The following is a 13,242-nucleotide window of genomic DNA, read 5'->3' on the forward strand; positions in this document are numbered from 1 at the left end:
CCGGGCGGTGGCCGTACCGACTGACCCCGCGCACGTTCCAGCCCGGCCCGGCCGGGTAACCGTCCCTCGAACGCCCCGTTCGGCGGACGCGGAGGGGGCGTTACGGTGGGGCGGAATGATCCGCCGCGCCGGAGAGCGGACCGGGGCGGACCGGGGCGGACCAGGAACGACGAGGGGGGCGCAGCATGACGCGTCTGAGGGAGAGGCGCGTGCGTCACGGAAGGGCGCGGAAGGCGCGTTTCCTGCGCGCGGCGACGGTGTCGGCGGCCGCCGTGTTCCTCGTCGCGGGCTGCGAGGGACTCGGCGCAGACGGCTCCTCCACGGGTTCCGGGCCGGCCGCGCCGGACGGACGGGCAGTCAGTCCGCTGAAGAATCCGGACGGCACCGAGCCAGGACTCGCGCCCCTCACCTCGGACGCCGACAAGGCCGCGGCCCGCAGGCTCATGGAGAAGTTGCCCACCAAGGGGCGAGGGCCGAAGACGGGTTACGACCGCGACAAGTTCGGCTACGCGTGGATGGACACGGCCGACGGGGTGCCGCTCGCCAGGAACGGGTGCGACACCCGCAACGACCTCATCCGCCGCGACGGCCGCGACCTCCGTTTCCGCGCCGGCTCCGACTGCGTGGTCATCGCCATGACGCTGCGCGACCCGTACACCGGGACGACCATCGAGTGGCGCAAGCAGCGGGCCTCCGAGGTACAGATAGACCACGTGGTGCCGCTGTCGTACAGCTGGCAGATGGGTTCCTCCCGCTGGTCGAAGAGCAAGCGCGAGCAGCTCGCCAACGACGTGCTCAACCTGATCCCGGTCCAGGGGCGGGCCAACTCGGCCAAGGGCGATTCCGGCCCCGCGTCCTGGCTGCCGCCCGACAGACGCATCAGGTGCGCCTACACCGTCCGTTTCGCACAGGTCGCCCTCAAGTACGACCTGCCGGTGACGGCAGCGGACAAGACGATGATGCTGAAGCAGTGCGGCGGCTGACCACGGCCCGGTGACCGCGGGAAACGCGCTCGGTTCCGTGCTGTCGGACACGTACGCTCAGGGCGTGGCCGATTGCATACAGGACATCGTGACGACGCTGCCGGAACTGAAGAGCGTCACCGGCGTGTGGGAAGAGGCCGACCGCCGCCTCACGCGCGGGGACGCGGCCTTCGTCGCGGATCTCGGGATCGCGCTCGCCGGTGCGTACGGCGAGGACGCCGGGCGGATCTGGCAGTACCGCAGCGTCTTCGACCACCTGCTTCGCCTGCTGGCCACCACCCCCGGTCCCGGGAACGTCGCCCAGGCGCTGCGCCTGGTGTCCTCGGGGGGCGCCGCCGAAGGGAAGCTGGACCGCTACACGGCCTCCCTGCTGGCCTCCGGCCACCCGGCGGAGGAACTGGCCGTGGCGTTCAGTGCCGAGGCCTCGGAGGAACTGCGTGCCTGCCTCGTTCACGAACTGGTGCTCCGGGGCGCCGGCGTGACGGAGATACCGGGGATCGCGCAGTGGGCGACATCGTCACACTGGAGACACCATCCGCTCGGCCGGCTGCCGTTGGCGCTGTGCGAGGTGGAAGGGCGGCCGGACGTGCCGAGCTACGGCGTTCAGAGCAGCAGCTACTCGATGCCGTACGGCCCGTCGGACGACCGCGGCGCCGCAGTCGTCGCCGGGGCGCGCGTTGCGCCGTTCGTGGAGACGACGACCGAAACCGCGGCCAAGGGCATCGGCGCGGCCGTGGCGAACTGGGCCGAGGAGTCGAACGGCCGGATCGAGGCACGCGTCTTCGAGTGGGTGGATCCTTCGGCGGCGGAGGCGGTACCGAGCCTGTTGCCGGCGCTGGGACTGGAGTGCCTGAAGGGCGCGGGGAACGGGTTCGCGGCCGCGGTCTGTCCGCCCGACCAGGCGTGGCGGGTGCTTTTCGCTGCCGCGTCCACGGGAGGGGCCTACAACTCCGGTATCCACGGGGCATACGGCCGGCTGGCCGCGTGGCAGTCCCTGGCCCGTCTCTGCGGGGCCGCGGAGGGTGACGCCACAGAGGCGGTGGAGGCACGTGCCCGAGCGTGCACGTGGTACGGCTTCAGCGCCGATACGCAGTGGTTCGAGCAGGTGGCCTGGGACATCGGCCTGGCCGTGATGTCTCCCGGACGCCGACGGCTGGCGGTGCTGGCCGCGACGGACACCGACTGAACACGACGACGTCCCCGGGGGGGAGACAGGACGGCCCGCTTCGCACAGGGGACCTGCCGGAGGACCGGGCGGCCTGCCGGAGGACCGGGCGGCCTGCCGGACGTACGCGTGTCCGGCCGCCGCCCGGATGATCACGCGGTCGCCCGGTGACCCCGCCCGGCGACCGCGTGGAGCGCCCTCCCGCCGGGCGCGCACCGTTTACTGTGACCGGCATGGACATCAAGGTGAGCAGCCTCGCCGAGCGGCCCGACCGGCTGCCGGCGGTACTCGGGATGACCGACACATGGCCCGAGTTCGTCACCCACGACCCCGTGGGCACCACCCACTACGGACGCATCCCCACCGAGCTGCCGGAGTACGCCCTGTTCGCCGAGGACGAGGACGGCCGGGTCGTCGCCCACGCCTACAGCGTGCCGTTCGCCCTCGACGTGGAGGGCCGGCGCACCCTGCCCGCCCGCGGCTGGGACCAGATTCTCGCCTGGGCCTTCACCGACCTGCGCCGCGGCACCCGCCCGGACACCGTGAGCGCCGTCTCCGTCACCATCGCCCCGCACGCCCAGGGCCACGGCCTGTCCGCCGCGATGCTCTCGGCGATGCGGGAGAACGCCCGCGCCCGGGGCTTCCGCGAGGTCGTCGCCCCCGTACGCCCGAACGCCAAGCACCGCGAACCGCACACCCCGATCGGCGACTACGCCCACCGGATCCGCCTCGACGGCCTGCCCGAGGACCCGTGGCTGCGCGTCCACGCCCGGGCCGGCGCCACCATCGACTCCATCGCCCCGGCCTCCATGACCGTGAGCGGCTCGCTGGAGGAATGGCGCCGGTGGACCGGGCTGGCCTTCGACACGGCCGGCGACATCGAGGTGCCCGGCGCGCTCGTCCCGGTCCGCTGCGAACCGGAACGCGACTACGCCGTGTACGTGGAGCCCAACGTGTGGATGCGGCACCCGCTGTGACCTGGCGCCGGGGTGTGAGCCCCGGCGCCAGGTCACGGTGTTCAGGCGGACCCGCCCCTTCCGCGTGGCACGCGGCCGGCCGGCCCTACAGGTTGCCGAGGACCTTGGCCGTCACCTTCTTCGCGACCGCGGCACCGTCGTCGGCGCCCGCGGTGGACAGCACGGTCACCACGGTGTTGCCGGTACGGGCCGCGATCAGGGTGGTGCCGGTCTCCCAGGCGCCGCTGGTCAGCGTCATCGTGTACGCCTCGTCACCGAGCCCGGACGTGGACTTGCCCGTCACCTTCACCTTGGCGTGCGTGTCCGTGTCCGTGAAGGTGGCGCACTCGGCCGCGACGGACCGGAGCTGCTTCATCACCGTCTTCGCCGTGTCGCCCTGGAACGCGTCGATCTCCTGGGCGACTTCCTCGGTCTTGTCCTGGTTGATGTAGTCGTCCTGCGCGAAGGAGACGCCGCCCTCGTAACCGGTCACCTGGAGCCAGGCCGTGCCCTCCAGCCGGGTGCAGTCCGGCTTCGCGGTCTTCCTGCTGGACGGGGCCAGGAAGTCGCCCCCGCTGTCGGAGGCGCCGTCGGCCTGCAGCGTGAACCCGGCGGGGAAGGCCGAGGCGGGCGCCAGCGCCTTCTTCAGCTGGGTGCCGGTCAGGAGACCGGCGTTGGGGTCCTTCGCCTTGGCCGGCTTGGCGCTCGCTTTGGCGGTGGAGGGCGAGTCGGAGGACGAGGAGCAGGCCGACAGGGCCAGCGGGAGCGCCGCGACGGCGATCAGCGTGGCGGCACGGGACGAGAAACGCATGACAGTCCTTCAGGGGTGGGTGTGACGGGGGGAATGCGTACGGCGAGGCCGTACGGCGTCCGGGACGGGGTTCGCCGTCCGGGCGCGGGACCCACGGCCGGCAGCCGGTGGGGCTGTCCGGACACGGGGTGGGGGATGGTTCGGGGTGAGCGGAGGAACCGCGGCGGGCGAGGTGAGCGGGGCGCGCCGGGGCGGGCGAGGTGAGCGGGGCGGGCCGGGGCGGGCGGTGGGGGGACCGCACGCCCCGCGCCCGGGACCAGCGGACGGGTCAGGCCTTCTTCCAGTCGCCGCAGTCGGTCGTCTTGAAGTAGGCGTCCGACGGGCTGATCGTGACGACGGCCGTGCCGGTGACGTTGTTGTTGGCGATGATGGAGTCCAGCCCGTGGTCGGCGTCCTTCGTGCGCTCCCAGTAGCAGGAGTCGTCGGCGTTGCCGGTGGACTTGTAGGTGCCCGGCGCGATGTCCGTGCCGACCTTGAACATGCCTCCGTCGCCGTCCATCGAGGAGCCGGGCGTGCCCTTCGCCTTCGGGTCCACGGCCTCCCAGTCCTTGCAGTCGCTGGACTTGAACAGCTTGTCGGTGGCCTTGACGGTGACGTAGCTCGTGCCGGAGACATTGTCGTTGGCCAGCAGCGAGTCCATCTCGCCCGAGGCGTCCTTGGCGCGCTCCCAGTAGCACATGTCGTCGGTGTTGCCGGTGGTGCGGTACGTCCCCGGCTTCACGTCGGAACCCACCTGGTACTCGCCGTCGCCCCCGAGGGCGGCCGCCTTCTTCTCCTCGGCCGCCTTCGTGTCGCCCTCCGGGGCCTTCTTGCCACCGGACGTGCGCCCGGCCGACGCCGAGGAGCCCTTGCCGCTGCCCGAACCGCCGTTACCGCCGTCCTCTCCGTCGCCGCCCGCGTTCGCGGACACGGCTCCGATGACGACGATCCCCACGACGGCACCGAACGCGACCTTGGCCTTCATGCCCATGGCAAATCCCCTCCGAAAGCGGCGGCCTCCCCCTCGGTGGCCGCTCGTTCGCTGGGTCAATAAGACCAGAGCCTGTTAACCGAGTCAACACGGTTCACAGGAACAGGTGTGTACACGACCGTGAATCCGCCGGTCTTGTGTACGCCGGTATGCTCGGTGCACACATGGGACGAGGGGAGCGACGCCGGTGCAGGACAACGCGACAGAGGTGACCGCCGCCGGTATCGCGCGGCTGGCGGGCGTGGGCCGCGCCGCCGTCAGCAACTGGCGCCGCAGGCACGCCGACTTCCCGAAGCCGGTCGGCGGCACCGAGACCAGCCCGTCCTTCGCCCTCGCCGAGGTCGAGGCATGGCTGCGCCGGCAGGGCAAACTCGCCGAGGTCCCTTTGCGGGAGCGGGTCTGGCAGCAGCTCGCCGGCCACCCGGACGGGCCGCTGACGGCCCTGGTGCACACCGGCTGCGCGCTGCTGCTGATCCACGAGCGCCCCACCGTCTGGCTCGACGCGAGTGCCGGTTCCGACGCCCGGCTGGCCGCGATCCTGCCCGGCGCGCTGGAGGAGGTGCTGACCCCGCGATTCGGCGGTGTGAACTCTTCGCGGACGACACCGGCTGTGAACCCGTCGCGGGCGTCACCGGCCGTGAACTCGTCCCCGGAACCCTCGGCTGTGAACACCCCGCCGACCGTTCACAGCGAACCACCCGTTCACAGCGCCCCGACCGGGCAGGCCACGGCCACCCGGCCCGCAGCCACCCCATCCATGCCATCCACCCCCACCCCATCCACGCCGTCCACCCCAACCCCGTCCGCCCCCGCCGCAACCACCACCGCACCCACCACCCCGGCCGCACCCACCACCCCGGCCCCCGCCGTCCCCACCCCCACCGGCCCCCAACTCCTCCCCTCCGTCCCCCTCCTCCGTGGCGCCGCCGACCTCGCCGCCGAGGTGGGCGCGCGGCAGACGTTCGAGTTCCTGCTGGGCCGGCACCTGGACGCCAACCCGCGCCAGTACACGCTCACCCCGGCCGAGCTCGCCGGTCTCATGGCCGACCTCGCCGGCCCGGCCCGCACCGTCCTGGACCCGGCCTGCGGCACCGGCGCCCTGCTGCGCGCCGTCGACACCCGCCCCGACCAGGAGGTGTACGCCCAGGACAGCGCCCCCGACCTCGCCGCGCTCAGCGCGCTGCGGCTCGCGCTGCACAGCCGGGCCACCGTGCGCGCCGCCGCCGGCGACACCCTGCGCGCCGACGCCCACCCGGAGCTGCGCGCCGACGCGGTCCTGTGCCACCCGCCGTTCAACGAGCGCAACTGGGGCCACGACGAACTGGCCTACGACCCCCGCTGGGAGTACGGCTTCCCGGCCCGCACCGAGTCCGAGCTGGCCTGGGTGCAGCACGCGCTGGCCCGGCTGACCGACGGCGGTACCGCCGTGCTGCTGATGCCGCCGGCCGCCGCCTCCCGCCGCTCCGGACGCCGGATCCGCGCCGACCTGCTGCGCCGGGGCGCGCTGCGGGCGGTGGTCGCGCTGCCGGTCGGCGCCGCGCCGCCGTACAACATCCCGCTGCACCTGTGGGTGCTGCGCCGGCCCGGCCGGACACCCGCCACCCCCGAGGTGCTGCTCGCCGACACGGGGAGGTTCGCCGGTGAGGGGCGGGGCGGCCCGGACTGGGACGCGGTACGCGACGCCGTCCTGGACGCCTGGCGCACCTTCGCGCGCACCGGGCGGCTGGACGAGCGGCCCGGACTCGCCCGTTCCGTGCCGGTCATCGACCTCCTCGACGACGACGTGGACCTGGCCCCCGCCCGCCACCTGCCGCCGCCCGCCGTCGCCGACGGCGCGGAGCAGCTGACGCAGGTGCGCGAGCGGCTCGGGGCGACCCTGCGGCTGACCGCCGACCTCACGCCGCCCCCCGCCGACCCGGCGCCGGCCGCGCGCTGGCCGCTCACCACCGTCGGCGAACTCGCGCGCGGGGGCGCCCTGGTGATGCGCACCGGTGGAAACGGCGGTCACGCGCGCGTGCCGGTGCTCACCGACCACGACGTGCTGGCCGGGACGGCGCCGTCGGGCACGCTCCCCGAGAGCGAGGAGGAGGCCGTGCTGACCGAGCCGGGCGACGTCGTCGTACCCGTGCTCGGCGGGGGCTCGGTGGCGCGGGTGATCGACGAGACGACCGGGGGCGCCGCCCTGGGGCGCAACCTCGTGCTGCTGCGCCCCGACGGCACGGCACTCGACCCGTGGTTCCTCGCCGGGTTCCTGCGCGGCACCGCCAACAACCGGCAGGCCAGCAGCTACGCCTCCACGGCGACCCGCCTGGACGTGCGCCGCCTCCAGCTGCCCCGGCTCCCGCTGGAGGAACAGCGGCGCTACGGCGCGCGGTTCCGGGCCCTCGACGAGTTCGAGCGGGCGCTCAGGCACGCGAGCCGGCTCGGGGAGCAGCTGGTGCGCGGGATGTACGACGGGCTGACGGACGGCACGGTCGCACCCGGCTGAACCGGAGCGGGCCGGCCGGCGGGCGGGGTGAATACGCGTCACGTGATCAGTGCGACAACGGTTCGGTACAACCCGGGACCGGTTGTCCTTGTCGGCCTATACGCTCGGACTCCGACTCGGACACCGTCCCGTCGGAGTCCGTCCCCATCGGTCCCACTCGGTCCAGGAGCAGTCATGTACGGCCACGGCGCGGTGCCGCCTCCCCGCAGCGCGGGAAAGGTCATCTCCCTGCGAGTGATGTTCGCGGCCGCCGGGGCGCTCACCTGCGGACTGCTGTCGTGCCTGCCGCTGTTCCGGGTCGCCTTCGTACGGGGCCGCTGGTTCGACTGGCTGATCGCCTGGCTGAGCCTGCCGCTGTCCATCACCGGACTGGCGGTGGTCGGTGAACTGCCGGAGGAGGACTGGCGCAGCGACCTCGCGCTGGCCCTGCTCCTGCTCCTCGGCGTGGTGTCGGCGGTCTACTACCTGGTCGTGGACATCCGGGTGCACCAGCGGCAGCGGTTCGCCGGGTACGCCCACCCGCACGCCCCCACCGTGCACGGCGCGTACGGCTTCGGGCACGCGGCACCGCCGTACACGACGCCCGTGCCGGCCCCGCAGCCGCCCGCGCGGCACACGCCGATACCCGGGCCGCCGGCGCAGCACACGCCGGTGCCCCAGCCGCCCCACACCGGGCAAGCCGTGCCCCCCGTCCCCGTGCCGGGCCCCGGGCCGGCCCCGCGCCCCGCGCCCGCGCGGATCGACCAGGTGCGGGCCGAGCTGGACGAACTGAGCGACTACCTGCGCAAGCAGGACGGCCCCGAGGGCGGACGGTGAGCGGGGCGACAGGACGTCTCGTCGCCGGCCGGTACGAACTGTCCACGCTCATCGGGCAGGGCGGCATGGGCCAGGTGTGGACGGCGTACGACCGGCGGCTCGACCGGCGGGTGGCGGTGAAGCTGCTGCGCCCCGACAAGGTGGCCGGCCAGGAGGCGGACGAACTGCGCCGCCGGTTCCTGCGCGAGTGCCGGGTGACCGCGCAGGTGGACCACCCCGGCCTGGTGACGGTGCACGACGCGGGCAGTGAGGGCGAGGAGCTCTTCCTCGTCATGCAGTACGTCGACGGCGCCGACCTCTCCGACCACCTCGCCGAGCACGACCCGTACCCGTGGCAGTGGGCGGTCGCGGTGGCCGCGCAACTGTGCGCCGTGCTGAGCGCCGTGCACGCCGTGCCGATCGTGCACCGCGACCTGAAGCCGCGCAACGTGATGGTGAAACAGGACGGCACGGTCACCGTCCTGGACCTGGGCGTGGCCTCGGTGATGGACACCGACACCACGCGCCTGACCCACACCGGTTCGCCGATCGGCTCGCCCGCCTACATGGCGCCGGAGCAGGCGATGGGCGGCGCGGTCGGCCCGTACACGGATCTGTACGCGCTCGGCGTGCTGATGCACGAACTGCTCAGCGGCGAGGTGCCGTTCGCCGGTTCCACGGCGCTCGGCGTGCTGCACCGGCACCTGTACGAGCCTCCGCTGCCCGTGCGCCGGATCCGCCCCGAGGTCCCCGAGGCGCTCGAAACCCTGGTGCTGCGGCTGCTCGCCAAGGACCCCCAGCACCGGCCGGCGTCCGCGCAAGAGGTGTACGAGGACCTGGCGCGGCTCCTGCCCGCGCGCGGGACCCCCACGGGGGCGCCCCTGGACCCCACGCGCCCCTTCCTGCGCCCGCACGCCCCCTGGCCGGACCGCGCGCGGACGCCCGCCCACCAGCCCGCACCCGTCGCCCCGGCGCCACCGGTGGCCGAGAAGCCCGATGTCGCCGCCGCCGTGGACGAGGTCAAGCGCCTGCTCGGGGAGGGCCGCATCACGCAGGCCGTCGACATCCTGGGCGCGATCCTGCCGGCCGCCGCGGAACAGCACGGCGAGCACTCCCCGGTCGTACGGACGCTGCGCAAGCAGTACGCGGCCACGCTCATGGACGACGGCCAGTACCGGCGCGCGCTGCCCGAACTGCGCCGCCTCGCCGATGAACGCGCCACCGAGGCCGGCCACGCCGACCCGCAGTCGCTGCGCTACCGCTACGAGGCCGCGCAGTGCCTGGAGCAGCTGGGCGAACCGGCGGCGGCGCTCGCCGAGTACCGGGCGCTGCTGCCGTACTACGAGAACCAGTACGTCGCCGGGGACCCGCACCTCGCCCACGACGTGCGCCGCCGCATCGGCCTTCTGCTGCTCGCCCTGGGCGACCGGCCGGCCGCCCACGACACGCTCGCCCGCCTGGTCGTGGACGTCGAGCGGCTGCACGGCCCCGGTCATCCGCTGGCCGTGGAGGTCCGGCGGACCCTCCAGTGGCTGGGGCAGGTCCGCGGCTAGGGGGTATCTCACCGATCATCCCGGGCTCCCGGCGCCCCCTGGCCCCCGCCGGTCCCCGGCCGGCCGTCCGCCCGGCGGCGCGGCGGTGCCCGGCGGCGTGGCGGTACCCGGCGGCGCGGCGGTGCCCGAAGCGCGCGCGAATCGTTGGTCGAATGGGTTGGCCGCGGCCTGCCCACTGCCTACCATCGATCACCGCAAGACTTTGTGCACCGTCGCACAATCTCCCCCCTGGAGGTTTCCTTGCACCGCCGCCGTCGCACCGCGCTCGTCCTCACCGCCGCGATCGCCGCCGCGGCACCCCTGCTGACCGCCTGTGGAAACGACGCGCACCCGGGCGCCGCGGCCGTCGTCGGCGGACAGCGGATCACCGTCGCCCAGCTGGAGAGCCGGGTCGGCGAGGTCCGCGAGGCGCAGCGGGCCGCGGTGCCGGACGACAGCCAGTACCAGCGGGTCGTCTCCTCCACCGGCGGCCTCACCCGGGACACCCTGCACAGCATGGTGCTCGACCGGGTGCTGCACCGCGCCGCCCAGGACGCGGGCGTCACGGTCACCCGCAAGGAGATCCAGCAGATGCGCCGGGACCTGGAGCAGCAGGCCGGCGGCAGCAAGGACTTGGAGAGGGCCTGGCTGCAGAGGTACAGCATCGCCCCGGCCCACCTCGACGAGAACCTGCGCCTCCAGCTGGAGGCGCAGAAGCTCGCCGACGAGCTCGGCACCGACACCAGCCGGCCCGCCTTCTGGAAGGCGCTGTCCGAGGCGTCCGAGAAACTCCACGTCGACCTCAACCCGCGCTACGGCTCCTGGGACGTGCAGAAGAGCAGCCGGGTAGACGCCAGGACACCCTGGGTCCGGGAAGTGACGGCGGCGGGCGACGACCCGCTGACGGCGTAGCCGCCGGGCATACGATCACACTGTCCTCCCGGCCCTGTGGACAACGCGAACCGCCGCCGCGCGCCGTGGGTTACGTTCGGAGCGTGAACGAAACCAGCCCCGCAACCGGCCCCACGCCCGGCCCCGGGACCACCCCCGGCCGCATCGTCCTGCTCACCACCAGCCACCGCGTCGCCCCCGGGCTGCTCTCCTGGCCCGCCTGGCAGGCCCTGCGCACCGCCGACGCCGTGCTGTGCGCGGACGGCGCGCATCCGCAGCTGCCGTACCTGCGGGAGGCCGGGATAGCGGTGGCCGAGGCGTCCCCCACCGCGCAGGAGCTGGTCGACGCCTGCGCCGGCGGGCGGACGGTGGTGGTCGTGGCGACCGGCGAGGGCGAGCCCGCGCTCACCGACGGCCTCGCCCGGCTCGCCGGCTCCGGCCGGGTCGCCATGCCGGAGCTGGAACTGCTTCCCGCCTCCTACGACCTGCCCGGCGCCCGGCTGCTGGACCTCGTGCAGGTCATGGACCGCATCCGCGCCGAGTGCCCGTGGTCCTCCCGGCAGACCCACGAGGGCCTGGCGAAGTACGGCATCGAGGAGGCGTACGAACTGGTCGAGGCGATCGAGGCCGGCGACCGCGAGGAGCTGCGCGAGGAGCTCGGCGACGTCCTCCTCCAGGTCGTCTTCCACTCCCGCATCGCCGAGGAGCACAGCGAGGCGCCGTTCTCCGTCGACGACGTGGCCGGCGGCATCGTCGCCAAGCTCATCCACCGGCACCCGCACGTCTTCGGCGAGGAGCGGGCCGAGACGCCGGAGGACGTCAAGGAGCACTGGCTGCGCACCAAGGCGGAGGAGAAGCGGCGCACGTCGGTCACGGACGGCGTCCCGCTCGGCCAGCCGGGCCTGGCCCTCGCCGCCAAGCTCGCCTCCCGCGTCCGCACCGCCGGCCTGGACGTCCCCCTGCCCCAGGGGGAGGGCATCGGCTACGAACTCCTCGCGCTGGCCGTCCGCGCCGAGGCGGACGGCGTGGACCCGGAGGCGGCGCTGCGGGCGGCGGCCCGGGTCTACCGGGACGCGGTACGAGCCGCCGAAGGGCTGGACGCGTAGGGGCGTCCGCCAGGACGTACGGCCGCCCGGGTCCCGGCAGGACGTACGGCCGCCCGAATCCCGGCGAGGCACCGCGGACAGCGTCGAGGGGATCCGGCCAGGACGTACGCCCGCCGGGTCCCGAGACGGCGCTGCGGATACCGTCGCGGGGCTCCGCCAGGACGTACGGCCGCCCACGTCCCGAGAGGGCGCTGCGGATACCGTCGAGGGGTGACCGACCAGCCCCAGCCGCCGACCGCTCCCGCCCTCTTCACGTGGGAGTTCGCCACCGACCCCTATCCCGCCTACGCCTGGCTGCGCGAGCACGCCCCCGTACACCGGACGCGGCTGCCGAGCGGGGTCGAGGCATGGCTGGTCACCCGGTACGCCGATGCCCGGCAGGCCCTCGCCGACCAGCGGCTGAGCAAGAACCCGGCGCATCACGACGAGCCCGCGCACGCCAAGGGCAAGACCGGCATCCCCGGTGAGCGCAAGGCCGAGCTGATGACGCACCTGCTCAACATCGACCCGCCGGACCACACCCGGCTCAGGAGGCTCGTCAGCAAGGCGTTCACGCCCCGGCGGGTCGCCGAGTTCGCGCCCCGGGTGCAGGAGCTGACCGACCACCTCATCGACCGGTTCGCGAGGACGGGCTCCGCCGACCTCATCCACGAGTTCGCCTTCCCGCTGCCCATCTACGCCATCTGCGACCTGCTCGGCGTCCCGCGCGAGGACCAGGACGACTTCCGGGACTGGGCCGGGATGATGATCCGGCACGGCGGGGGGCCCAGGGGAGGGGTCGCGCGGTCCGTCAAGAAGATGCGGGGGTACCTCGCCGAGCTGATCCACAAGAAGCGCGAGGCGCTGCCCGCCGCGCCCGCACCCGGCGAGGACCTGATCTCCGGCCTCATCCGCGCCTCCGACCACGGCGAGCACCTCACCGAGAACGAGGCCGCCGCCATGGCCTTCATCCTCCTGTTCGCCGGCTTCGAGACGACCGTCAACCTCATCGGCAACGGCACCTACGCCCTGCTCACCCACCCCGGACAGCGCCGGCGCCTCCAGCGGTCCCTGGCCGCCGGGGAGACGGACCTGCTGGAGACGGGGGTGGAGGAACTGCTGCGCTACGACGGCCCGGTGGAGCTGGCCACCTGGCGGTTCGCCACCGAGCCGCTCACCATCGGCGGGCAGGACATCGCGCCGGGCGATCCGGTGCTCGTCGTCCTCGCCGCCGCCGACCGGGACCCGGAGCGGTTCGGTGACCCGGACGTGCTGGACCTCGCCCGCCGCGACAACCAGCACCTCGGCTACGGCCACGGCATCCACTACTGCCTCGGCGCGCCGCTCGCCCGCCTGGAGGGGCAGACCGCGCTCGCCACGCTGCTCACCCGCCTGCCCGACCTGCGGCTCGCCGCGGATCCGGCCGACCTGCGCTGGCGCGGCGGGCTCATCATGCGCGGCCTGCGCAGCCTGCCGGTCGAGTTCACCCCCACCGTCTGAACACACTCGCTCCAGCGGAACATGACACACGTTCAACTCTGTGATCTTCACGTGATCTGTGCGGCA

At 73.8% G+C, this 13,242-nt stretch carries 11 protein-coding genes; 9 read left to right on the forward strand and 2 right to left on the reverse strand.

Annotated features, from left to right (window positions below):
* Positions 1–209: 209 nt before the first annotated feature.
* The 3 genes from ABZ576_RS06185 to ABZ576_RS06195 all read left to right on the forward strand — a co-directional run bounded on the left by ABZ576_RS06185 (position 210) and on the right by ABZ576_RS06195 (position 3,125).
* On the forward strand, positions 210–983 hold the full coding sequence (locus ABZ576_RS06185) for an HNH endonuclease family protein (protein WP_360736396.1): 774 nt from the start codon (positions 210–212) through the stop codon (positions 981–983).
* 64 nt (positions 984–1,047) lie between these two features.
* Positions 1,048–2,169, forward strand: a complete 1,122-nt coding sequence (locus tag ABZ576_RS06190; RefSeq protein ID WP_360736399.1) for a DUF6183 family protein — start codon at positions 1,048–1,050, stop codon at positions 2,167–2,169.
* Between the two features lie 212 nt (positions 2,170–2,381).
* On the forward strand, positions 2,382–3,125 hold the full coding sequence (locus ABZ576_RS06195) for an N-acetyltransferase (RefSeq protein ID WP_360736402.1): 744 nt from the start codon (positions 2,382–2,384) through the stop codon (positions 3,123–3,125).
* Positions 3,126–3,210: 85 nt separating this feature from the next.
* Here ABZ576_RS06195 and ABZ576_RS06200 read toward each other — a convergent pair whose 3' ends face one another.
* Both ABZ576_RS06200 and ABZ576_RS06205 read right to left on the reverse strand, forming a co-directional pair.
* A complete protein-coding gene (locus ABZ576_RS06200; RefSeq protein WP_360736405.1) occupies positions 3,211–3,915 on the reverse strand; it encodes a hypothetical protein in 705 nt (234 codons plus the stop codon).
* A gap of 268 nt (positions 3,916–4,183) precedes the next feature.
* Positions 4,184–4,885: a hypothetical protein gene (locus ABZ576_RS06205; protein ID WP_360736408.1), complete on the reverse strand. Its 702-nt coding sequence runs from the start codon at positions 4,883–4,885 to the stop codon at positions 4,184–4,186.
* Between the two features lie 187 nt (positions 4,886–5,072).
* Between ABZ576_RS06205 and ABZ576_RS06210 the strand changes: the two genes are divergently transcribed.
* From ABZ576_RS06210 to ABZ576_RS06235, 6 genes are all read left to right on the forward strand, one after another.
* The gene (locus tag ABZ576_RS06210) at positions 5,073–7,373 is read left to right on the forward strand and encodes an N-6 DNA methylase (RefSeq protein ID WP_360736411.1); all 2,301 of its coding nucleotides are present in this window, start codon (positions 5,073–5,075) and stop codon (positions 7,371–7,373) included.
* Between the two features lie 174 nt (positions 7,374–7,547).
* A complete protein-coding gene (locus ABZ576_RS06215) occupies positions 7,548–8,189 on the forward strand; it encodes a hypothetical protein (RefSeq protein ID WP_360736414.1) in 642 nt (213 codons plus the stop codon).
* A 38-nt stretch (positions 8,190–8,227) separates the two neighbouring features.
* The gene (locus tag ABZ576_RS06220; RefSeq protein WP_360736682.1) at positions 8,228–9,721 is read left to right on the forward strand and encodes a protein kinase; all 1,494 of its coding nucleotides are present in this window, start codon (positions 8,228–8,230) and stop codon (positions 9,719–9,721) included.
* A gap of 240 nt (positions 9,722–9,961) precedes the next feature.
* Complete coding sequence (locus ABZ576_RS06225) at positions 9,962–10,612, forward strand: SurA N-terminal domain-containing protein (RefSeq protein WP_360736416.1); 651 nt, start codon at positions 9,962–9,964, stop codon at positions 10,610–10,612.
* Between the two features lie 83 nt (positions 10,613–10,695).
* Positions 10,696–11,697, forward strand: coding sequence for a nucleoside triphosphate pyrophosphohydrolase (locus ABZ576_RS06230; protein ID WP_360736419.1), 1,002 nt, complete (start codon positions 10,696–10,698; stop codon positions 11,695–11,697).
* A gap of 210 nt (positions 11,698–11,907) precedes the next feature.
* On the forward strand, positions 11,908–13,176 hold the full coding sequence (locus ABZ576_RS06235; protein WP_360736421.1) for a cytochrome P450: 1,269 nt from the start codon (positions 11,908–11,910) through the stop codon (positions 13,174–13,176).
* Positions 13,177–13,242: the final 66 nt, after the last annotated feature.

The organism is Streptomyces sp. NPDC013455 (genome assembly GCF_040632975.1).
Lineage (GTDB): Bacteria > Actinomycetota > Actinomycetes > Streptomycetales > Streptomycetaceae > Streptomyces.

Bases quoted from the DNA above. Each gene is read 5' to 3' on its own strand.
- ABZ576_RS06195 (WP_360736402.1), top strand. From the start codon at position 2,382: ATGGACATCAAGGTGAGCAGCCTCGCCGAGCGGCCCGACCGGCTGCCG.
- ABZ576_RS06200 (WP_360736405.1), bottom strand. From the start codon at position 3,915: ATGCGTTTCTCGTCCCGTGCCGCCACGCTGATCGCCGTCGCGGCGCTC.
- ABZ576_RS06205 (WP_360736408.1), bottom strand. From the start codon at position 4,885: ATGGGCATGAAGGCCAAGGTCGCGTTCGGTGCCGTCGTGGGGATCGTC.
- ABZ576_RS06215 (WP_360736414.1), top strand. From the start codon at position 7,548: ATGTACGGCCACGGCGCGGTGCCGCCTCCCCGCAGCGCGGGAAAGGTC.